Here is an 18,948-nt window from a genome sequence, read left to right on the forward strand (position 1 = left end):
ACCGGCGATGACCACCGCTCCGGCGATCACGACACCGATGAGTATCCGGTGTGTGCGTGTCAGCTGCATCGCGGCCACATCTGTCACTCCTGTCTGGAACTGGGAGGTCACCCTGTCACGCATGGACGGGTGGAGGCATGGGGTGGTGGAGTTCTCGAAGGTCGGCGTCTAGGGAGTCCGCTGTCGGTGGCGGGCGGTCCCCGGCCGGCCGTGATGGGGGGGGTCACATGGTGGGGACGCTGCGGAGGTTGCCGTTCCGGATGGACGTGATGTACGTCCACCAGGCGATCAGCTCCTTGGCCGTGTAGTACGGAGTACCGCCGACCGTCACGCCCTCGGGCACCTTGTGGCCGTTCTTGCGGGCCCGTTCCATGCGCTTGCGGGCCCCGTCGTGGGAGACGGGCAGGATTCCGGTGTCGCAGGCCTCCCGCAGGGAGAACACGGGGAGTTGAGCTTCCTCGGCTTGCTCGATCTCGCCGGCCACGTCCTCCTGGTCGGTGTGGTGAGTGCGATGGGGAGGTGTGACTGAGGGTGTGACATCGCCTGTGACATCCGGCCCGGTGAGGTGTGACGCACCCTGCTCTGACCTGCGCGAACGGACACCGGGGCCGGGGGTGATGCGAGATGTCACAAGGCTCACCCCGTCCATGAACGCCCCGCCGGGCAGGAACTCCGCGATCGCGAGTTCGTCCTCGGCCTCCTTGAGGGCGGCCTCGGTGATCCAGGGCGCCATCTCTCCCCGGGCGTGCCAGTCCGGGGCCGGGGCGCACTGGCGGAGGTAGTCGCGGGCGTACGGGGTGATGTACGCGTACTGGACCTCCTCGATGTCCGGGGAGCCGGTGACGCCGATGACGCCGCGCCCCTTGACCTCGTGGTGGTAGGGGACGCGCGGGGCGTCCAGACCGTAGGTGACACCCCACTTCGGGTTCGAGGCCGGGCCGACGATGCCCTTGGTGCCGACCAGGTCGCGGGTCTCGGTGTCGCCGAACAGCTCGCGGGTGAACGTGTGCGCACCGACGACAATCTTGTGGTTGGCGCTACGACCTTGCATGAGGATCATGTGGAACCAGGCCTCGAAAGGGGGCATGCCCTTGCCCTTGAGGCCGTACTTCCACCAGATTTTGGCGCTCTTCACGAACGAAGCGAATTCGTCGATGACGAGGATCCGGCCGGGCAGCGCATCGCCCTCGGGGGTGCCTTGCAGGGCCTCGGCGGCCTTCATGGAGACGTAGAACTCGGCGAGAGCGGCCACGGCCTGGCGGCCCGACTTGTGGATGCGCAGGCCGGACTCCCCCTCGACGTCCTTGAATGCCGCGGCCTTCATCGTGATGCCGTCGACGAGCGCACCGTGCTGCCGGCCGTGGACCACCGGGATCAGCAGCACAGTCGTCTTGCCGTCGCCGGTGCCGCCGGAGATGCCCCAGTGCGGGGTCTCCGTGGACGTGTCGACGTAGCGGCGCCCAGAGTGGGTGTCTCCCAGGTGGACCCGTGCCGGATCGTCCGAGCAGATCCACTCCACGCGGGTCGGCAGCTCCGGCTCCGGCGCCTCGGGCGGCTTCGGAGTGAACACGACGTGCGGGGAGATGCCGCGCTGGTCGAAGGCGGCGACCCACTGGCCGGGCAGGCGGGAGTGGATGACGTGGGCGAGCATCGCCCGCTCCTTGTCCGAGCCGAGCCAGTGCAACGGCAGCCGCACCCCGATACGGGCGTAATCAGAGGACAGTTCGCGGGGCAGGTGCAGCCAGTGCCCGCTCCCCCGCTCCTGCTCCTGCGAGGAGAGACGCAGGACCTGGACGAGCGCTCCCCACAGGCCAGGCCCGTAGATCGCGGCGTCGTCCGTGCCGCGGCGGCCGGCGGGAACCAGCGCAACGGCGGCCACGATCACGACCACCACCCCGGCGAGGACGAGCGTGTTCACCGGCCCGAGCAGCGGGCTCGACACCGCGGTGACGGCGCCGAGACGGATCGCGGCGCGTACCGCGCACGGCCACGTCGACCACCGCGAGCGGGACGCGTCGCGCCGGCCGGGGTTCTTCTTACCGGGCAGGATCCGGTGCAGCAGCCCGGCCTTCTCGACGTCGGTTGTCTTGGGCTCGGGCGCGGGGTGGCGGTCGAGGACGGCTCCGGCGGCCACGATCTGTTCCTGCGCGCCGATGTTCAGGAGCTGCCCGGTGATAAACCGCCACCCGATGGCCGGGAGTTGGTCGAGCGCGGCCGCGAGGCCCGCCAGGAGTACGTCGCCGAACCCGGCGATGCCCTCCTTCGGCTTCGTCCCCTCGGCCTCAAGGCGGACGGTGCCGAGCCGGGCGAGCACCCCGGCCAGAAGCGCGGCGACGACTACGCAGGCGGTAAGGCCTGACTCGCTGCGGGGGATCAGGGAAACCAGCCAGTCGACGGCGCCTTCAGTGAAGTCGCTGGCGAGGCGGACCGGGGGGTGGACGGGGTCGGGCGGCGCACTCTGGCCTGGCAGACGGTTGATGGGTACGCGCACGAGTTCACTCCTCAACTGGGCGGAAGCTGACGCAGCGGAGGATGACCGGCGGCACTCACCACGCCTCTGTCCAGAACCGGGGGGCGGCGATCACAGTCCTGTCTCGATGTGTGGTGAGTGCCGAGCAGGGTCTTGCCCCTCAGCTCCCGTTGAGTTGCGCCGGAAACCGGCTCTCCCTGCCCGGAACACAAAAAAAAGGGGGGCCCGCAGATGCGGGCCCCCCTTTCGGATGAGCGAGCTGTGCTGTCGGCTGCTCGCCCCAGGTCGGGCGGGCAGCGGGGCGAGGAGTTTCAGGCGGCGAAGCCGACGTTGGACACGTACTCGTACTGCCCCCAGTCGGACCCCAGGTCCCCGATGATCGTCTCCCACTCCTGGTCCATCCGACCGCTGTCGTGACCGGCCCAGGCGTCGACCAGGCCGTCCCAGTCGCGGACGTTCAGCGTCCGGTACGGGGTGTGCCGCTGGTAGCGGCGGTCCACCTGGGACTGGTTCTGCGGGTGCAGCTCGACACGCGTACCGCGGCCGGCCCGGTTGAGGCGGGCCTTCATCGAACGGGCCACGTTCTGCCGGCGCACCGTCTGATAGGCCTGCTCCACCTTCCGCAGGCTGGCCTTGCTCGGCTTACGCTTCCCCTCACGCCACGCCTTCACGGTGCGCTCGGACGGCATGCCCGCCTCCTGGGCCGCCTTCCGCGAACGCTCCGACCGCAGCAGGTAGTTGAGCCGCGCGTTCAACCCGCGCTTCTGCTCGACCGGGGTGGAGATGCCACCCGCGAGCCTGTCGAGCTGCCGCGCCGCGGCCTCGGCCCCCTTGATGCCTCTCGCCCCGAATTTCCCGTGATCGATATTGCGTTCCGGCATGCCCCGCCCTCAGTGTCTTCTGTTCGATTGTGCCCAGGGGGCAGCCCGCTGTTGCGGGCCGCCCCCGGTTTCGCGCCTCACGGCCTTTCGTTCGCCTGGATGTCGAGCGCGCGCAGGACGGCGGCCAGCATCGTGCTCGGGTCCGCGTCCGGATCGCCCGCCGCGCCCTCCAGCGCGTGCCAGGCCCGGTTGTACTCCCCCGGCGTGAGGACGCGACGGAGAGCGGCTGGCCGCGTCTCTTCCTGCGCGGCACCCACGGCGTTTCGAATGGCGGCCGCCAGCCTGTCGATCGCATCGACGTGCTCCATGGCCTCGTCGGTGCGCTGTTCCTTGGCCAGGCGGTGGGCGTGCTGGGCGCTGTCGGCGGTCACGTACAGGTGCGGCTTGTCGTCGGTCGTCATCGTCAACTCCTGGGTGGTCGTGGTGGACTGGGCGAGTACGGCCGCCCGCGATTCCCGCGCGGGCGGCCGTACTCGTAGGTCATGCGGCGTGGCCGTCGATGACCCGAAGGCACGCTTCGGGCCGCGTGCTTCGAGCCGGTCGGACTGGCCGTCCTTGCGTACCTGTGGCGATCTCAATGACGAGGCGGTAGCCGGTCACCCATGCACCTCGTGTGCGCTTCGGTGACGGCGTGGATGTACGAGTCCTGGGGCAGGGTGCGGTCGGTCATGTAGATCCCTTTCAGCGGGTGAGGTTGTCGAGCGCGGCCCGGATGGCGTCCTGCTCGTCACGGTCAGGGAAGCCGAGGCCGCTGAGTTCGGCCGCGGCGATGAGATCGGCGGTAGTGGGACTGTCACCGTGGTTGTGGCCGTACTCAACGAGGAGTTCGGCAGCGTCGATGGGGCGGGGCATGGCGCTCCTTTATTGGCTGCTCGTGGTCAGGCGGCGTTGGGTTTGATGAGGCGGAGTTGCGGTTGCGGGCCGCGTGCTTCGAGTCGGTCGAGTTCGGATTCGAGGGCGGCGACGTGCGCGGCCTGCTCGGCCGGTGTCCAGCCGGTGGCCTGCTCGGCGAACCGCGGTGACTGGGAGACGGCGTGGCCGAAGGTGCCGGTCGGCAGGCTCTCGGCCATCAGCCGCTCGTACGCGTTCACGGCGCAGCCCTGTTGGCCACGTCCAGCAGGACGTCGGCATGGCACGGCTGACCTGTTGACTGCACTTTCTGGCCCGCCCGGTCGGTGCCGTCACTACGGTTCGGCCTGTGCTTGAGAACGAAGAGCGTGAGTTCCGGGACGAGTTGATGCGTGGCCGTCGAGTGCTGCCTCGCGTGGGCCACGTAGCCGAGCGCCCGGATGGAGTGCCGCTCGCCGCTCGTCTTGCCGCGGCGGCCTTCGTGTTCCCACTCGGAGCCGTCGAGCGCGGGGTAGCGGACCTGGGTGTGCGGGTTGCCCCAGCGGGTGCCGCGGCCGACGTGCAGGGGCCGGCGCCCTTGGGAGTCGAGCGGCGCGCGCCATCCCTTGGTGCGGCGGCGCTGGATTCGGATCGGGGTCATGCGGTGGTACCTCGAATTCCTGGTAGCGGCGGGCGTGGACGGTGTGCGGTGCGGCACAGGGCTGGCGCCCGGGTCACTGCTCTGCGGGCGCGGGGCCGTCGTGGGCTTCGGTGCTGCGGCGGTCGAGGGCGGCGAGGACCCGTGGATCCGCGATCCCGTCATGTTCCTCGGCGAGGGCGACCAGCTGCAGCCGCGCGGCGTGTGTCACGTCGGGCTGCTCCTGGTCCCATCGGGCCAGTGGCCCGGCCTGGTTGGCGAACGCTGTGGCGTGCTCTTCGTCGGGGAACCCGAACGGCAGGCGCAGGCCGGTGAGCGTGTGGGTGACCACCCATACGCTCTCGTCGGTCTCCATCAGGGCGACCACCTTCGGGAAGGTGACCAGGCCTTCGGTCTTCGTGCGGATGGCGCCGATGGCCTGCCGCGTGCGAACAAGGTTGCCGTCGCTGGTGGACAGGTTGAGCGGCACGTCTACGTGGATGGTGGGTGGCAGCTCGGCGGTGGTGGTCATCGGCGGTGTTCCTGAAGGTCGAGGGGGAGTTTGGCGACGGCGGGCACGGGGCGGGTCACCACGGGGCCTCGTAGCTGTCGTGGTCCTGGTCGGCGTCGCTCTCGCTGCGGATCTGCAGGCGGTAGTCGCAGCGGACGGGGGCGCCGGGGGCGGTGTCGAGTTCGTCGAGGAGCGTCTGCAGCTGTTCCTCGTTGCGCAGGTGGACGTAGCAGTAGGTGCCGCACTGGCAGGGTGCGATCAGAATCAGAAGGTGCTGCCAGCCAGGGCTTTGGGTGTAGTGCAGCCACCAGCCGCGGACGCGGTCGGCGCTGCCGAGGTAGGCGACCGCGCTGGCGCTGAACGGCACGTAGGGGCCGTCGACGGCCGGATAGTCGGTCCAGTTGAGCGGCCCGGCGGCTGCAGGGCTGAGCGTGCTGGGAAACGCGTGGATCAGGACGGCGTCGGCCTCGACGGACAGCATCTCGACGGCGGGCCGGCGGATCGTGGGCAGGGGCGTGGTCACGGTTCTCCTCTCGTACGGTCCGGGCGGCTGCCCGGTCCTCGTGGGCGGCCCCGGGCCCTCGTACGGGCCCGGGGCCGGGGCTGTCAGGCAACGGCGGCGCGGTATTCCTCGGCCATCTCCCAGGCGAATCGCAGCAGTGCGTCGGCCCGTGTGAGGAGGGCCGCGCTCTCGCTCTCGCTGCTGCTGTTGCGGGCGTCGCAGAGGTAGTCGCGGGCGCTCTCGATGTCCTCGTGGCCGGTGATGCCGGCCGTGCCGAGCAGCGCGGCGGCACGGTCGGTCTGGTTGATGAACGTGTCGAGGTCGCGGGCCGGCACCTCGCGGACGGCGGAGGCGATGTGGTGGGCGTAGCGCTGGAGGATCTCGGCAGTGGTGGTCACAGTGCGGCCGTCGTCGTCGTGCCGGAACGGCCGTACGGGTGGCGGGGCGGTCTGCTCGTGGCTGGGGCAGCGGGTCACCGGTGCGCCCCCTTGCCGGTCGCGCGGTCGAGGTCGGCGACGTCGTAGGCGATGCCGAGGTGCATCGGGCGGCCGATGTCCTCCGACTGGGCCTCGAAGTCGCCGGGATTGCGGCGCAGGGATTCGGCCCTGATCAGGTCGCCCACGGCGTTCAGGACGTCCAGCGCGCCGCCCAGGGTGCCGGTGGTCAGGTATTTGTGCGTCCCGTCGCTGGCGCTGTAGTTGGCGGTGAGGTGCAGCGGAAGACTCTCCGCGTCCATCTGCGCCAGGGCGTCGCCGGGGTGGCGCAGCTTCTTCTCTGCCTTCAGTTCCTTGATGGCGGCGGCGATTTGGTCCTTGGCCTGGGCGACGTTGATGGCGGCCAGGGTGCGCTTGGGCATGGCGGATCTCCTCGTGTCGTGTGGTGAGGGGGAATGGGCCGCTGACGGTGGCCACGTGTGGCCGGTCGGATGGCCTCGGTGGTCTGAGGGGCCGCCGCACCGCCCCGGCAGAGCGGTGCGCGGCGGTGCGGGTAGTGCGTCAGGCCGCTACCTCTGGTGCTCCGTGGTAAGTGCCGTGCATCCGGTAGTGCCGGTCCGCGGCCGTATTTCCGGCCTTGCATGCCGTGCACGGGGTTTCGCCGCGCCGCTGGTGGGCGTGGTAGCCGCGTCGGGTCCCGCAGCGTGCTGGGCCGGTGGCTCGGCGTCGTGGCGGTGTGGGCTGGTTGGCCGCACGGGCAGCGCGGGCCGCGCGGGCGTTCAGCACGTCGTAGGCGCGCTTTACCTCGTGCCGGCCCGTCGTGAGCCGGTCGGCGATGTCGCGCTGGTTGATGCCGGCGGCGCGGAGCATGCCGACGGCCTCGACGGCCTCCTCGTTGGTGAGGAGCGCGTGCGGGTAGGTGCCTTCGGCGGCGCGCTCGACCGCGACCCAGTCGATATCGCCTGGGCCTTCGACGATGAGGGTCGGGTCGGCCTGCATGACCTGCGGGGCGTGGAAGGTGCGGCTGGCGTTCACCGGGCACCCCCGGCGGGGAGCGCGAGGGCCGGGTGGGCCTGCTCGTAGGCGATGAGGTCGAGCAGGACCTCTAGGTCGTGCGCGGGCCACGACTCGTACGGGGTGTCGTGCAGCTGTTTGTACTCTTGGGAGCTCACCTTTTGGTCCCTTTCCTCGATGGTCAGGCGGTCGGGTGGAACGGCAGCGCCCCGAGATGTCCGGTCTCGGGGCGCTGCGCTGTGAGGCGGGCTATCGGCGGTGGCCGAGCCACCGGGTGGCGGGTGTGGTGCAGGGGTCAGTCCTCGTGGGGTCGCCGTAGACAGTGGTGATCGAGCACGCGTAGCCGAGCTGCTCCTGAAGGGCGTCGCTGACGTGCTTCTTGATCAGCTCGACGTGATCGAGGTCGTCGGCCTCGATGTCGGCGATGAGGACTTCCAGGTCGACGCTGAGGGCCATGAGGTCTCCCGGTATGAACATCCCCCTCGCGTATCTCGCGGGTGGGGTGAACCCACCGGGCGGCGGGCGTAAAGGGGCGGCCGGTCGGCCGGCCGCCCCGTGGTGAGGCATTGAGTGGCTGTCAGGCCGCGGCCGGGGTGGTGGCGTTGGCGGTCTGTGTGCGGATCTTGGCGAGGCCGTCCAGGCGCACCGTCACCGGGTCGCCTCCTGCTCGGTGCCGGCGGGGATGCCTCGGCGGCCGAGTTCGGTGCCGATCACCGTCATGGCCTCCCGCTTCCCGTACGAGAACGCCGCCCGGCAGGCCTCGACGAGCACGGCGTCGGGCAGCGTGCCGAGGGCGGCGGTGCATGCCTCGCAGTGCGGCAGGTGGTCCCCGATCAGCGCCGGTTCGGTCGCATCGTGCGGGTAGCGGTACGCGGCGCGGATCAGGTCGGCGGGCGCTTCGCGGACAACTGCCTCGGCTGCTGTCTCGGGCTCGGGGGCCCACGGCAGGTCCGCGAGGTCTTCGCGGCCGAGGTCGAAGCGGTGCGCGTGCCGCATGAGGATCTGGCCGATCTGGTCGAGCATCGGTTTAGCAGCCTGATCGTCGGCGGTGAACGCGCGGACCAGGTCGCGGCCGGCCTGCTGTAAGTGCAGGACCGTCTGGCGGATCTCGTCGCGCTCCTCGCACACCGCGCGGTGGGAGCGTTCGAAGTGGTCGCGCTCCCGGGCGGTGTCGTCGAGGGCTTCGGTGAGTCGCTCGACCTTTCCCGTCAGCCCGCCGGTCTCGGTCAGCAGGCCCCTCTTTCGTTGCTCGGCACGGTCGGCGCGGTCGGAGTCGGAGGCCCAGCGGCCGAACCAGTGCTCTGCCTCCGCGGACAGCGCGTCGGCCTCGCGGTCGAGCTGGCGTGCGGTGGCCCGGGTAACCCACGGCCAGCGGAAGACGTACGGGAGTCGGAAGCGGGACAGCACAGGCCGGTCGGGGCCGGCCTGTGCCTGCTGCTCGGTCTCGGAGGTGTCGGTGCTCATGCGGGTGTCTCCTCAGTCGTGCGGGGCCGAACAGGTTCAGTCGTTGCCGAGCTGGTTGTTGGTGGTGCCGAACCAGCGGGTGTTGGTGTGGAGTTCGTTGTGGGTGATGTAGCTCGGCCCGTGGTGGTGGTGCTCGGTGTGGTCGGGCAGGGCGTCAGCGCTGTCGCGTACGGCGCGGCCGATCATGCGGGCGGCGAGGCCGACGGTGGCCACGAGTGAGACGGGGGCGACCGCGGCGATGACCAGGGTCTCGGTGGGCACGTTGGACAGGGACCACAAGAGCAGGGAGAACGCGGCGCCGACCGGCAGTGAGCCGACGGAGTAGGCGAGGACCAGCGAGGCGTGGTCGGTGGCCCGTTGGGACATGGGCGGCCGTCCGGGCTGTGCGATGGGCACGGCGTCTCCGTGGTCCGGTACGGGCGTGGTGTCACGGACGTGGGTGGCGTCGGGGGTGTTCGCGCTGATGAGGTCGGCGATCATCTGGATCGATTTGGCCTCCTCGTCTGCGGTGAGCGGTCTTGCCGGTACGGGCCAGTTGGGGGTGTCGGCCACTTTGTTCCTCCTTGCTGCGGCCAGGGCCGGGTACGGGCGAGGGCGGGCCCGTGGGGTCGGGCCCGCCCTCGCTGGTCTGGTCGGTTACCGGGCAACCGAGTTGACGGTGTTTCCGGCGGTCTCCGCGGTGCCGTAGAAGAGCTGGCCGGCGCTGTTGGCGAGGCTCGCGCCGAACGGCGTTGTGATGGCGATGGTCAAAAACAGGGCGGCGAGCCAGAACTCTCGGCTCTTGAAGATCTGCTTACGGAAGAAGATGACGGCCATGACGATGAGGACGATCACGGCCAGGGCTTCGCGGCTGAGCGTCATGTGGTTTCTCCTGCGGGTGTCGGGGTGGGTCAGGCGTGGGCGGGTTCGGGCTCGTCGAGCGGGGCGAGGGTGTGCCAGTCGCGGTCGATCTGCGCCAACTTGCCCCGCCGTGCGAGGGACTTGGTGGCGTTCGCGACGTTGGACGGCTTGAGGTCGGTCTTCTTGGCGATCTGGCCGTTGCGGCGGGCGCCGTCCTCGACTGCGTGCCAGACAAGCTGTGAGCGGGACGGGGGTACGAGGTTGTCCAGCTCGTCGTCCTCGTCCTGGTCCACCTCGCTGGCGGCGAGATCGGCCGGGGCCGCTGCGGCGGGGGCCGTCGGGCCGGTCGCGGTGTCGATGACCGTGCCGTTCTTGGCGCGCGCCTTCTGCTCCTTCTTCACCAGTTCCCGCAGGAACTCCTCTTCGTCGACGGCGTCCATGTGGCGGTAGTCCTCGCGGGCGAGGTAGGCGACGCCTTCGGGGCCGGCGGCGGCCGCGGCGTCCGCCTCGGCTTGGGTGAGCTGGTGCCGGTCGTAGGAGCGGGAGAGGCGGGCGGGGTTGGTGTGGAACATGGCGCGGGCCTGGATGTACTGCGCGGATCCGTCGGCGACGTAGAAGGTGCCGGCCGAGTCCGAGCCGTCCGGGAACCGTTCAGGGATCGGCGCCAAGGGGAACTCGGGCTTGCGCGAGCCGAGCGACATGATGTCGACGTCCTTGCGCGCGGTGCGGAACAGCGCGATGTTGCCGGACTGCAGCATGTCGCGAATGGCGTTCGCGTTGCTGTCGGAGCCGATCGAGTCCAGGTTGGGGATCTGGACCCAGATCCGGGCCGACATCCCGGCGGCGCGGGAGAGGCGGCCCGTGGAGGAGACGCCCCGCAGCAGCGGTTTGACGTGCGGCGCGTTCGGGTTCTTCAGCACCATCTCGTTGAACTCGTCGTAGGTGATGGCGACCGGGGCGAACGGCTCGCCCGGCACGAAGAACGACCTGCCGTTCTCGGTGAAGCCCTCGGCGTCGAGCCACTGCATTTTCATCTGCTCGCTGTAGCGGTACTCCGAGACCCGGTTCGAGGTCTGCGCCATGAGCATCGCCCCGAAGCTGGACTTGACCAGCCAGTCGAGGTCGCCGAACCAGGGCGCATAACCGGCGCCTCCCTTGCCGTCGGCGAGCCAGCTGACGAACCCGTTGATCCGCTGCGCGAGCTGCAGATCCTCCTCAAGGCTGGTCTTTCCGGCACCAGTGATCCCGGAGCCGAAGGAGTGCACCGCCGAGGCCGACGGTGCCCCAGACACGCCGCGCCGCGTGTGGTCGAACTTCAACAAGCGCCAATTGGTGGGCTCGCCGAACACGTCCCGGCCGACGATCACGTAGCCGTGCTCGTCCATGACCAGGGCGTCGAGGTCGAGGGCCACGCCCCCCTGCAGCGGGTTGCGGGTCATCTCGTTGACCTCGATCCGGCGGGCGTCGAGCATCCGCAGGTGAAGCCGTGAGACGGCGTCCTCGCCGGGCAGGTCGAGGGCCTGGGCGATCGCACGGGGCTGGACGTCAGCCACGGACGACCCGCGGCGTGGCATCAGCAGCTTGAACGTGCGGCCGTTGTCCGTCTCTTCCACGTCGTAGAGCTCGGATCCGGCCCAGGGGCCGAACTCCTGCCAGACGGCGGGGAGGTTGTCCATGTCCAGCTCGGCGGCGGTGAGCGTGCGGAGCTTGACGGTGAGCCTGGCGCGGTTGGCGGGCATGTCGTCGGGCCGGTAGACGTTCACGTTCCGCGGCGGGACCTCGAATGCGATGGACACCGCGTCCTGCGCGACGGCCGCGCTCTTCGCGGTCGTCGAGTACACGATCGCGCTCAGCGTGTCGTCGTCGATCGAGGCGTTGAGGAGCCGCGAGTACGGGAGTTCGCCGCGCTCGGCGGCGATCCACTCGTCCCAGCGGGCCAGGTACCAGTCGATGCCGCGCAGCTGTTCGCCGCCCGGAACGGCAGGGTCGGGCCGGTCCCACACCCAGGCGCCCCAGCTGCTGGCGAGCGAGGCGACGGCCAGGTGGCCCCACCAGGGCATTTCGGCGAACCCCGCGGCGGGGATCGCGGCGAGGGGGCCTGCCCGCAGGGCCATCTCGGTGGGGCCGTAGCGGCGCCACCAGCCGTTCTCCCAGTCGGGCAGCAGCTTGTCCCAGGCGGCGCGCAGCAGCGTGCAGCGGGCGCGGCGGGTGCCGGCCCGTGCGCCGCGGACGAGGTCGGGCCGCCTCTCGTGCTCGTACCAGCCGTGTCCGATCGCGGCCGTGGGGACGAGGAGTCCGTCTGTGCCGACGACGGGGTCGAAGTCCTGGTCTACGGCGAGGCGGCGGCGCATGCGGCGTACGGTGCGGCGGTAGCCGCGGCGGCTGGAGCGGCACATCCACTCCCACGGTTCGCCCTGTCCGGGCAGGAACCGCCACGGGCCCGGGTTCATGCCGAGGGCGGCCCAGCCGAGCGCGGCCGCGGACGCGCTGGCGGTGGTGAGCAGCAGCGGTTCGCCGGACAGCAGGCCGGACGCGGCGCCGAGGCCGGAGCCGAGGTAGAGGCCGGGGTTGTTGATCTGCGCCAACCGGCGCTGCAGACCGGTCAGTTCGGCGGTGTCCTCGGCCGGGGTGGTGTTCTTCTCCGATACGGTCGTGGTCGTCATCCGGCTTTCTCCAGTTCCGGGTGTTGGAAAGGGCGGGGCCGTTGCGTGGCCCCGCCCTTTCGTGTGTCTGCCGCTGGTGTCAGCGGCGCTCGATGAACGCGTTCTGCGCCATGTGCACGGAGTTGCTGCGGTTGGCGTCGGCCATGCGTCCGTGCAGGGCGCGGGTGTCGGCCTCCATGGACTGCGCGGCGGCGGACAGTTCGTCGGTGGTCGACAGGATCGCGCCGACGGTGCCGCCGCAGGCGTAGGAGAGCCGTGCGACCTCCATGTAGGCCTGGGTGGTCGGCTCGTCGACGTCGAGGACGGTCATGGCCTCGGACAGGTAGCGGGCCGAGTCGGCGCGCTCGTCGTAGCGGGCGCGCAGTTTCTCGACCTGGCCCGCGATTTTGCGGGCCCGTACGACGTAGGCGCCGCACTTGGCGAGGAGTCCGACGTAGCTGATGCCGGCCGCAACCGTGCTGGCGATGCTCATGAGGCGCTCCTGATCTCGAAGTCCTCGCTGTGTGCGGCGAGGTCGGCGGCGTCGACCTGGTCGGAGATGTACGTCTCGCGGGTGGCGACGGATTCCATGTCGCGGGCAATGTCGGCGTAGACGCCCTGTCCGGCCATGAGCAGGCCCTTGGCCTGCCAGACCTTTTCGCTCTGCGCCATCGTCAGGCCGCGCAGTTCCTCCAGGAGCGAGGCGAGCGTGCGGTACTTCTCCATGCAGGACGCGGCCCAGCCGACGATCCGCTCGCCGAACCCGGCCTCCTGCACCTGAACGACGAGTTCGTCGCCCTTGGATGCTTCGCGCTCGCAGACCTCCTGCACCTTCACGTAGACGGTCAGGTCGTCGTCGCACATGAGGTTGAGCTCGTCGCTCTCCTCCGCGACGGACTCGTACGTCACTTCCGCTGCGGCCTTGCCGGGCCCGGCGGCGGCCGCAGCCGTCGCACCGCCCGTCGCACCGCCCGTGACGGGTGCTGCCTCGGGCGTGACGGGCTTCGCGTCGTCGCCTGTGACGGCCTTGTCGCCCGTCACGGGCTCGGCTGCGCCCTTGGCGTCCTTTCCGGTCGCCTCGGCCGCCTCCTTCGCGTCTTTGTCGTCCTTGTCACTACGCGGGCCCGGAACAGTGCCTGCGCCCCCATCTGCGGGCTTTACAGGGCCCGTTGAGGCCTCGGGCTTGTCCGACGCCTTGGAGGCGCTCTCAGGTCCCGTGGAGGGCTTCCTGAGCGGGTCCGGGCCGGTGCCGACGGTCGGCGGGTAGGCGGGCGGCGGCGGGACGGACGGCGGGGCCGCGGGCGGCCGCGCCACGACCACGTGCGCGGGATCCGGGGCGACGAGCGGCGCCGGGTCCGGCCGGCCCGCCACGACCTCGGCCTTGCGGTGGGCCTCGACCGCGCGGCGGCCGGCGTCCGCGTCGACGACGTCGCCGCGCTTGAACAGGGCGCCGAGCCGGGCGAGCGGCGAGCGGTAGCCGGTGTTCTTGAACGTGTCCGGCAGCGTCACCGCGTCGGGGTTGATCCCGTGCTTGGTGGCGATCTTCTGCACGGCCTTGTCGTGGCGCGCCCGCTCCTTGAGTGCATCGCGTTCGGCCGGGCCCAGGCCCAACTTGGACTGCTCGTTCTGCGAGCCCGCGGCCCACGCGATGGCGATTGCGGCTAGCAGGACTTCCATGGTTCTCCCTACGGGTTGTGACCGGCGGGGGTGAACGGCGTCCCTCGTGCGCGTACGTACGCGTGTAGGGCCGTGTCAAGTTCACGTGCCGCCGGGGTGAATGCACGGGTGAACGATCACCGCGAGTAGCGGTCGCTGATCTGCTCCAGGGCGGTGCGAACCTCGGCCCACGCCCGGTTGGCGATGACCGGGTCCAACCTCTGCAGCTCCCTGCGCAGCCGGTCCAGGCGCTTGATCGCGCCTTCCTTCGGTGACCGCGCATCGGCCTTTTTGAACTCGCTCGTCCAGTACTTCGAACCGGCCACCTGCGGGCTCCTGCCTCTCGTCTCGGGGTGGATGTTCAGGGTGGTTCTCCCGTGCTCGCCGGGTCTGCTCTGCGGGGTGTGCTCGCGGGTCTGCGGCGGGTGCCGCTCGCCGGTCTGCTCGCCCGTTCACTCGCCGGGACCTGCGGGGTGATTCGACTGCTTTTGTTCCGGCAGTCGCAGCAAGGACCAGCCCCCGCAGATCGCGGTGGGGCTGGTCCTCACTGGTGGTGCCGGACGCGTCTTACGCGTCGGCCTCCGCCTCGGTCTCGGCGGCGGCCTCGTCGGTCTCTTCGGTGTCGTCCACGCCGTTCAGCTCGGCCCAGATCCGGCGCAGCCGGCTCTCGCTGCCGATGAAGCCGGCCTTGCGGTAGAGGGCGACGGCCTCGCGGTAGCTGACCGGCGGGTCCTCGCTGTCGCGCAGGGCCTGCAGAACGACCTCGATCTGTTCGTTGGTCAGGCCCGTGTCGGTCTGGGGCACGGTGACGTTGCGTACGGCGGCGCTCGCCTCGATCGTGACGAACAGTCCGGCGAACTGTGACGGCTGTTCGTCGCTCTCGTCGTCCGGGCCGCTGGCCTGTGTGACGGGCACCAGTTCACCCGCGACGCTGGGGGTTTCGGGCGTGACGCCGTCACGCTCCCCTGTCCCGGCGGGCAGGGCGGGCCGTGTGACGTGCATCGGCGGGGCGGTGGGCTTCCAGGTGCCGAACTGAGGAATCGCGATCCGCTCGACGGCCACGGACAGCGGCTTCTCCGCGACCGTCTCGGCCGTGCTGCGGTCCTGCTCGTGCAGCGTGCGGTTCGTCTCCTGCTGAACCTTCAGCGTCGACTCGCGGTAGTCCGTCTCGGCCGCGGCCACCTGCTCCTCAAGGGCCGCGGCCTTCTTCAGGAAGGCCACCTTGTTGGAGGCCTCGGCCTCCATCTTCTCCAGCTCGTCGGCGACCTTCTGCCGCTCCTCGGCCAGGAGTCGGCGGGTATCGGCAGAGACTTTCTCGCCGAGCGCGGGCAGGACGAGCCACCAGGCCGTCTTGGTGCAGACGATGGCGACCGGCGTGATGACCACGGCCAGGTCGAGGTCCTCGGGACCCACGATCAGGTCGACGGTCGGGATCGCGGCGATCACCGCTGTGAGGGCCAGGCCCGCGTACCGGACGCGGTCGGCCCGCTTGCGGTTGTTGCCCGCCATGATCTCGGCGACCTGGAAGATGACCCAGAGGGCGTCGAGCGCGCCGACCGTCGGCACCGCCCAGCGGCCGAACGCCGGGAACAGGATCTGGAACGTGACGGCCATCGACAGGACGGCCACGCCCAGCGTGACGGTGCCCAGGATCGCGAGGACCGCCCCGCGGCCGGACATCCGGTGGCCCGTGTTCTTCTTCTCGTCCTTCTTCTCGTCCTTCTTCTCGTCTGTGTCCACGATGGTTCTCCGTTCTTCCCGCCCGGCAGGGGGACACCTGCCAGGCAAGGGAGCGTTCGGGGGCCGGGCCCGGCACGTCGGGGGATTCGGGGGCGTGCCGGGCCCGGCGGTGGAAGGGGCCGGCCTCCGGGAGGATCGGAGGCCGGCCCGTGGTTCAGCGGGAGTTGTCGCGCCTGCTCAGCGCGTCGAGGTACGCGCTCTGCAGCTCGGCGAACCGGTTGAACAGCGGCTGCCCGGCGGGGCAGCCCGGTTCGTGGCCGCAGTGCTGGCAGGCGGCGACGTGCGCGGACCACTTGCGGTCCGCGTCCCGGTAGGTGCGGAACAGAGGGCTGTTGGCGGGGCCGGTCATCGCTCGCCCCCGGCGGGGGCGGCCTTGCGCGCAGTCTCGGCGGCAGCAGCGGCGATAGCGGCCTTGGCGGCGGCAGCAGCGGCGGCGGCTTCCTGCGCGTTCTTCAGCGCGTCGGAGGCGGCGGGGTCCTGAATGACGGCCACAGCGATCACCGGACCTTCGCCGTGCAAGCGCGCGGCTTGGGCGGGTTAGTCGCTCCGGGCTTACGCACCGGCAGCGGCTTCTTCGCCTCGTCCGTGAGGGACGGCGCGAAGTGCAGCAGCCTGGCGGACGTGCGGTGCGGGATGACGATGACGGCCCGCAGTAACTCGGCGTCGTGGTCGGGCAGTTCGAACCCGGCGGCCTCGTCCGTGGTCTCGATGTCGTCGGCGATCACGGCCAGCGGCCGTGACATGCTGGTCTTCATCAGGTCCTCCCATTTGGCACCTGATAGAGACAGCCCCAGGGCCGTAATCCCTGGGGCTGTCGTGTGTCGACTGCTCGGTCGAGCAGCCACGGCCGGCCTGCCCCGGCTCGTTGCGTGAGCCGGGGACGACCGTGTGTGCTCGTCGCGGTCAGCGGCGAGGGGCCGGGTAGAGAAGCGCAGCCAGCGTCATCGCTATGACGGGCCACACGAACACGAGGGTGAGCACGACCAACATGGGTGCTCGACTCAGCGCGACGTGCCGGTGAAGCGGACCCGCGACGTACGCGGTTCCGGGACGACGGCTGGGGCGGTGGCCTGCTCGAACGCGACCACGCCGACCACGCTGGTGCCGTGCAGGGCAACAACGGTCAGGAAGTCGCCGTCCCGGGTACGCAGCGGCTCGCCCGCCGCGGTGTGCCTGTGCACGATCGGCGTGAACCCGGCGATCGTGTTCACGCCGATCAACTGGTTGGCCGTGGCGGCGTCCATGTCGCTGACCTCGTAGCGGGTGTCGGGCGTGGCGAGGTAGTGGTGCGTGATCAGGGCCATCTGTGGGTCTCCTGTCGGGTGTTGGGTCCGTGCCGTATGCACGTCGCCCTGCACCGGCCGGGGTTGAGGCGGCCGGTGCCTGACGATCAGCACAGGGCTGCGGATTGCGCGGCCTCTGCCGCCGCGCTGGTCCACCTTTCGTCCGGGAGGTGGCGTGCCCGCGACCACTGGCTCACCTGCCGGGTCGTGCGATGTGCCGCTTACCGGCTGGGGGCTGTCGGCGCATCCGCCGCAGGAGTCTGCGGGGGGCAGGTGATCGCTCGGCCCACGCGACAGCCGAACCGGACACGAGGTCCGGCTTGCTGCCGCTCCGTGGCGCACAACAGGTCTACTCCGGATCTCTCCATCACTCGCCCGCCATGCACCGCCGTTCACGGTGGCCGGGATTCTGGCTCCGGCCGTGCCCTTCTGACGCATCCGACAGCCCCGCAAGGACTGGAGTCCGGTCACCCTTGCCGCAACACCCGTCCAGTTGCCTGGTCAGGGGCGGTAGTCGTCACCCGGCGTAGCGTCTTCAGCTTTCAAACAACGATCACTCCGCCGTACTCACCCCGCGGATGTCATCCGCTCGTTGAGGCTTTCCGTTGGGCGCTCCGGCTCCGTAATGGCTAGCCATTACTTAGAATGCACGAGGGGTGTCGCGGTGTCAATGGCTAGCCATTATCGAGTTGCATGGCTAGCCTTAAGATGGAGATCGACAGGAGGTGAGTCATGAACGGGTACCGAGAACTAGCCGCTGAGCTGCGCCGACGCATCGACTCAGGCGAGTTCGCCGTGGGCAGCACGCTGCCGCGGATCATGGACCTGATCGAGGAGTACGGCCTGGCCAAACAGACCGTCCGAGACGCAATCGGCGTCCTCGCGGACGACGGTTTGGTGGTCACGTCCAAGCGAGCAGGGACGATCGTGCGGCACCGGACTCCGGTCCGCCTGCCGCTCAGCCGCTACCGCAGCGTCGTCGAACCCGGCGGCACCAAAGGGCCCTGGGAAACGGCGACTTCAGCCGCAGGTCTCGACGGAGAGATGCGACTTCTTCAGGTCGAGTGCGGTGACGCCCCTGCTGATCTCGCTGAACTGCTCGAACTGTCCGAGGGTGACCCGCTCGTGTACCGCTTGCGGCACGCGGTGCTCCTCCCTGATGACTTGGTTCAGGTGCAACACGCCTGGTATCCGCGCAGCATCGCTGAGGTCGCCGGCCTCGACTCTGCCGGGAAGGTGCACGGTGGCGCGTACGGCGCGCTGACCGCGGCGGGCTTCCGTCCCAGGACGGCGAGCGAGACCGTCGAATCCCGCCCCCCGACACCGGACGAAGCTGCCGAGCTTCGAATCAGCGGGCGGGTATGGGTGGCCACGCTCGAACGCCTCACGCGCGACGCGCAGGGTCAGCCCCTCGAAGTGCTGCGGGCTATCGCCCCTGCTGACCGACTCAAGTTCACGTACGACGATCTACCGCTCTGACCGCGCCCACTCCCCCGGAGGAGACATGGTTGACCGCAACGTCGGCACGCCCACGGCAGTGAGCGCTGCTGAATCCGCATGTGCCGCCGCAGAGACGGAGCTGCACCGCCAGGTCATCGCTGCCGAGCTGTGCGCGCGGCGTGGCGGGCGTGGTCTGCACTACGCCTCCATCGGTGCCGAACGCACTGGCCCGCACCTGGTGGTCAACGATGGTGAAGTGCTGGGCCAGATGCACACCACGTCCCCTGGCGTGCTGCATGACTGGTACGGCAACCGCGTTGAATCCGACCGGGAGTTGGGGCCCTACCCGACCGCCCGTGCCTGCGCTGCTGCGCTGAAGTCCGGCAGTGGTGTCCCTACCGCGCGTAACGATCACGGCTACGGGGCGTAGGGTGTCTCAACAGACTTGATCCACAAAAACCGAGAACCCCCCGGGTGCGTTGTTTCGGGAGGAGTTGCCGCTCCTGTAGTCCCACGCGCCCCGGAGGGTCCATAGTTCGCTCCTGAGTGTAGAGCAGGTTCGGAACGTTTTCGATCCGGCGTCTGTCTCCCCCACTCGGTTAGCGG

The 18,948-nt window shown here is 70.0% G+C and carries 27 protein-coding genes; 2 read left to right on the forward strand and 25 right to left on the reverse strand.

All coding sequences use genetic code 11. The features are described 5' to 3' along the window. Positions 1 to 223: 223 nt before the first annotated feature. The 25 genes from QIS99_RS30320 to QIS99_RS30440 form a co-directional block, all read right to left on the reverse strand. On the reverse strand, positions 224 to 2,491 hold the full coding sequence (locus QIS99_RS30320; protein WP_282516944.1) for a type IV secretory system conjugative DNA transfer family protein: 2,268 nt from the start codon (positions 2,489 to 2,491) through the stop codon (positions 224 to 226). 290 nt (positions 2,492 to 2,781) lie between these two features. After that, positions 2,782 to 3,351 (reverse strand): transcriptional regulator, encoded by a 570-nt coding sequence (locus QIS99_RS30325; protein ID WP_282516945.1) that lies wholly within the window; start codon positions 3,349 to 3,351, stop codon positions 2,782 to 2,784. 77 nt (positions 3,352 to 3,428) lie between these two features. Beyond that, the gene (locus tag QIS99_RS30330; protein ID WP_282516946.1) at positions 3,429 to 3,752 is read right to left on the reverse strand and encodes a hypothetical protein; all 324 of its coding nucleotides are present in this window, start codon (positions 3,750 to 3,752) and stop codon (positions 3,429 to 3,431) included. Between the two features lie 280 nt (positions 3,753 to 4,032). Continuing rightward, positions 4,033 to 4,203, reverse strand: coding sequence for a hypothetical protein (locus QIS99_RS30335; RefSeq protein WP_282516947.1), 171 nt, complete (start codon positions 4,201 to 4,203; stop codon positions 4,033 to 4,035). 26 nt (positions 4,204 to 4,229) lie between these two features. Then, entirely contained in the window at positions 4,230 to 4,442 is a 213-nt protein-coding gene (locus tag QIS99_RS30340) for a hypothetical protein (RefSeq protein WP_282516948.1), read from the reverse strand. After that, the gene (locus tag QIS99_RS30345; protein ID WP_282516949.1) at positions 4,439 to 4,840 is read right to left on the reverse strand and encodes a hypothetical protein; all 402 of its coding nucleotides are present in this window, start codon (positions 4,838 to 4,840) and stop codon (positions 4,439 to 4,441) included. The genes QIS99_RS30340 and QIS99_RS30345 overlap by 4 nt, the downstream gene beginning before the upstream one ends. Before the next feature lie 73 nt (positions 4,841 to 4,913). Next, positions 4,914 to 5,348: a hypothetical protein gene (locus tag QIS99_RS30350; RefSeq protein WP_282516950.1), complete on the reverse strand. Its 435-nt coding sequence runs from the start codon at positions 5,346 to 5,348 to the stop codon at positions 4,914 to 4,916. Positions 5,349 to 5,403: 55 nt separating this feature from the next. Further along, entirely contained in the window at positions 5,404 to 5,850 is a 447-nt protein-coding gene (locus QIS99_RS30355; RefSeq protein ID WP_282516951.1) for a hypothetical protein, read from the reverse strand. Positions 5,851 to 5,933: 83 nt separating this feature from the next. Further along, positions 5,934 to 6,305, reverse strand: coding sequence for a hypothetical protein (locus QIS99_RS30360; protein WP_282516952.1), 372 nt, complete (start codon positions 6,303 to 6,305; stop codon positions 5,934 to 5,936). Then, positions 6,302 to 6,685 carry a hypothetical protein gene (locus QIS99_RS30365; protein ID WP_282516953.1) on the reverse strand — a complete coding sequence of 128 codons (384 nt, stop codon included), beginning with the start codon at positions 6,683 to 6,685 and terminating at the stop codon, positions 6,302 to 6,304. Before QIS99_RS30365 ends, QIS99_RS30360 begins: the two co-directional genes overlap by 4 nt. 139 nt (positions 6,686 to 6,824) lie before the next feature. Next, complete coding sequence (locus tag QIS99_RS30370; RefSeq protein WP_282516954.1) at positions 6,825 to 7,298, reverse strand: hypothetical protein; 474 nt, start codon at positions 7,296 to 7,298, stop codon at positions 6,825 to 6,827. Continuing rightward, the gene (locus QIS99_RS30375; RefSeq protein WP_282516955.1) at positions 7,295 to 7,435 is read right to left on the reverse strand and encodes a hypothetical protein; all 141 of its coding nucleotides are present in this window, start codon (positions 7,433 to 7,435) and stop codon (positions 7,295 to 7,297) included. Before QIS99_RS30375 ends, QIS99_RS30370 begins: the two co-directional genes overlap by 4 nt. A gap of 91 nt (positions 7,436 to 7,526) precedes the next feature. Next, positions 7,527 to 7,733 carry a hypothetical protein gene (locus QIS99_RS30380; RefSeq protein WP_282516956.1) on the reverse strand — a complete coding sequence of 69 codons (207 nt, stop codon included), beginning with the start codon at positions 7,731 to 7,733 and terminating at the stop codon, positions 7,527 to 7,529. Between the two features lie 192 nt (positions 7,734 to 7,925). Continuing rightward, positions 7,926 to 8,741, reverse strand: a complete 816-nt coding sequence (locus QIS99_RS30385) for a hypothetical protein (protein ID WP_282516957.1) — start codon at positions 8,739 to 8,741, stop codon at positions 7,926 to 7,928. 36 nt (positions 8,742 to 8,777) lie between these two features. Then, positions 8,778 to 9,293 (reverse strand): hypothetical protein, encoded by a 516-nt coding sequence (locus QIS99_RS30390; RefSeq protein ID WP_282516958.1) that lies wholly within the window; start codon positions 9,291 to 9,293, stop codon positions 8,778 to 8,780. 84 nt (positions 9,294 to 9,377) lie between these two features. Next, a complete protein-coding gene (locus QIS99_RS30395; protein ID WP_282516959.1) occupies positions 9,378 to 9,602 on the reverse strand; it encodes a hypothetical protein in 225 nt (74 codons plus the stop codon). Positions 9,603 to 9,631: 29 nt separating this feature from the next. After that, positions 9,632 to 12,244 carry a hypothetical protein gene (locus QIS99_RS30400; RefSeq protein ID WP_282516960.1) on the reverse strand — a complete coding sequence of 871 codons (2,613 nt, stop codon included), beginning with the start codon at positions 12,242 to 12,244 and terminating at the stop codon, positions 9,632 to 9,634. 79 nt (positions 12,245 to 12,323) lie between these two features. Beyond that, complete coding sequence (locus tag QIS99_RS30405) at positions 12,324 to 12,716, reverse strand: hypothetical protein (RefSeq protein WP_282516961.1); 393 nt, start codon at positions 12,714 to 12,716, stop codon at positions 12,324 to 12,326. Next, entirely contained in the window at positions 12,713 to 13,900 is a 1,188-nt protein-coding gene (locus tag QIS99_RS30410) for a hypothetical protein (protein ID WP_282516962.1), read from the reverse strand. The genes QIS99_RS30405 and QIS99_RS30410 overlap by 4 nt, the downstream gene beginning before the upstream one ends. A gap of 116 nt (positions 13,901 to 14,016) precedes the next feature. Then, on the reverse strand, positions 14,017 to 14,205 hold the full coding sequence (locus QIS99_RS30415; RefSeq protein WP_282516963.1) for a hypothetical protein: 189 nt from the start codon (positions 14,203 to 14,205) through the stop codon (positions 14,017 to 14,019). Positions 14,206 to 14,446: 241 nt separating this feature from the next. Next, a complete protein-coding gene (locus QIS99_RS30420) occupies positions 14,447 to 15,619 on the reverse strand; it encodes a hypothetical protein (protein ID WP_282516964.1) in 1,173 nt (390 codons plus the stop codon). A gap of 154 nt (positions 15,620 to 15,773) precedes the next feature. Next, on the reverse strand, positions 15,774 to 15,968 hold the full coding sequence (locus QIS99_RS30425) for a hypothetical protein (RefSeq protein WP_282516965.1): 195 nt from the start codon (positions 15,966 to 15,968) through the stop codon (positions 15,774 to 15,776). Then, on the reverse strand, positions 15,965 to 16,111 hold the full coding sequence (locus QIS99_RS30430) for a hypothetical protein (protein ID WP_282516966.1): 147 nt from the start codon (positions 16,109 to 16,111) through the stop codon (positions 15,965 to 15,967). Before QIS99_RS30430 ends, QIS99_RS30425 begins: the two co-directional genes overlap by 4 nt. A 5-nt stretch (positions 16,112 to 16,116) precedes the next feature. Further along, positions 16,117 to 16,374, reverse strand: a complete 258-nt coding sequence (locus QIS99_RS30435) for a hypothetical protein (protein ID WP_282516967.1) — start codon at positions 16,372 to 16,374, stop codon at positions 16,117 to 16,119. A gap of 246 nt (positions 16,375 to 16,620) precedes the next feature. After that, a complete protein-coding gene (locus tag QIS99_RS30440) occupies positions 16,621 to 16,923 on the reverse strand; it encodes a hypothetical protein (RefSeq protein ID WP_282516968.1) in 303 nt (100 codons plus the stop codon). 711 nt (positions 16,924 to 17,634) lie between these two features. On the opposite strand from QIS99_RS30440, the gene QIS99_RS30445 reads away from it, so the two are divergent. Together QIS99_RS30445 and QIS99_RS30450 are read left to right on the forward strand one after the other, a co-directional pair. After that, a complete protein-coding gene (locus QIS99_RS30445; protein ID WP_282516969.1) occupies positions 17,635 to 18,381 on the forward strand; it encodes a GntR family transcriptional regulator in 747 nt (248 codons plus the stop codon). A 25-nt stretch (positions 18,382 to 18,406) separates the two neighbouring features. Further along, on the forward strand, positions 18,407 to 18,772 hold the full coding sequence (locus QIS99_RS30450; protein ID WP_282516970.1) for a hypothetical protein: 366 nt from the start codon (positions 18,407 to 18,409) through the stop codon (positions 18,770 to 18,772). Positions 18,773 to 18,948 lie beyond the last annotated feature (176 nt).

The sequence above is a fragment of the Streptomyces solicavernae genome (assembly GCF_029968095.1).
GTDB classification, from domain to species: Bacteria; Actinomycetota; Actinomycetes; order Streptomycetales; family Streptomycetaceae; genus Streptomyces; species Streptomyces solicavernae.

What these genes read in the sequence shown, in the direction of transcription:
- QIS99_RS30345 (WP_282516949.1), bottom strand. Translation starts at nt 4,840, where the DNA reads ATGACCCCGATCCGAATCCAGCGCCGCCGCACCAAGGGATGGCGCGCG.
- QIS99_RS30350 (WP_282516950.1), bottom strand. Translation starts at nt 5,348, where the DNA reads ATGACCACCACCGCCGAGCTGCCACCCACCATCCACGTAGACGTGCCG.
- QIS99_RS30385 (WP_282516957.1), bottom strand. Translation starts at nt 8,741, where the DNA reads ATGAGCACCGACACCTCCGAGACCGAGCAGCAGGCACAGGCCGGCCCC.
- QIS99_RS30410 (WP_282516962.1), bottom strand. Translation starts at nt 13,900, where the DNA reads ATGGAAGTCCTGCTAGCCGCAATCGCCATCGCGTGGGCCGCGGGCTCG.
- QIS99_RS30450 (WP_282516970.1), top strand. Translation starts at nt 18,407, where the DNA reads ATGGTTGACCGCAACGTCGGCACGCCCACGGCAGTGAGCGCTGCTGAA.
- QIS99_RS30395 (WP_282516959.1), bottom strand. Translation starts at nt 9,602, where the DNA reads ATGACGCTCAGCCGCGAAGCCCTGGCCGTGATCGTCCTCATCGTCATG.
- QIS99_RS30330 (WP_282516946.1), bottom strand. Translation starts at nt 3,752, where the DNA reads ATGACGACCGACGACAAGCCGCACCTGTACGTGACCGCCGACAGCGCC.
- QIS99_RS30425 (WP_282516965.1), bottom strand. Translation starts at nt 15,968, where the DNA reads ATGACCGGCCCCGCCAACAGCCCTCTGTTCCGCACCTACCGGGACGCG.
- QIS99_RS30435 (WP_282516967.1), bottom strand. Translation starts at nt 16,374, where the DNA reads ATGAAGACCAGCATGTCACGGCCGCTGGCCGTGATCGCCGACGACATC.
- QIS99_RS30365 (WP_282516953.1), bottom strand. Translation starts at nt 6,685, where the DNA reads ATGCCCAAGCGCACCCTGGCCGCCATCAACGTCGCCCAGGCCAAGGAC.
- QIS99_RS30335 (WP_282516947.1), bottom strand. Translation starts at nt 4,203, where the DNA reads ATGCCCCGCCCCATCGACGCTGCCGAACTCCTCGTTGAGTACGGCCAC.
- QIS99_RS30445 (WP_282516969.1), top strand. Translation starts at nt 17,635, where the DNA reads ATGAACGGGTACCGAGAACTAGCCGCTGAGCTGCGCCGACGCATCGAC.
- QIS99_RS30325 (WP_282516945.1), bottom strand. Translation starts at nt 3,351, where the DNA reads ATGCCGGAACGCAATATCGATCACGGGAAATTCGGGGCGAGAGGCATC.
- QIS99_RS30405 (WP_282516961.1), bottom strand. Translation starts at nt 12,716, where the DNA reads ATGAGCATCGCCAGCACGGTTGCGGCCGGCATCAGCTACGTCGGACTC.
- QIS99_RS30440 (WP_282516968.1), bottom strand. Translation starts at nt 16,923, where the DNA reads ATGGCCCTGATCACGCACCACTACCTCGCCACGCCCGACACCCGCTAC.
- QIS99_RS30400 (WP_282516960.1), bottom strand. Translation starts at nt 12,244, where the DNA reads ATGACGACCACGACCGTATCGGAGAAGAACACCACCCCGGCCGAGGAC.
- QIS99_RS30380 (WP_282516956.1), bottom strand. Translation starts at nt 7,733, where the DNA reads ATGGCCCTCAGCGTCGACCTGGAAGTCCTCATCGCCGACATCGAGGCC.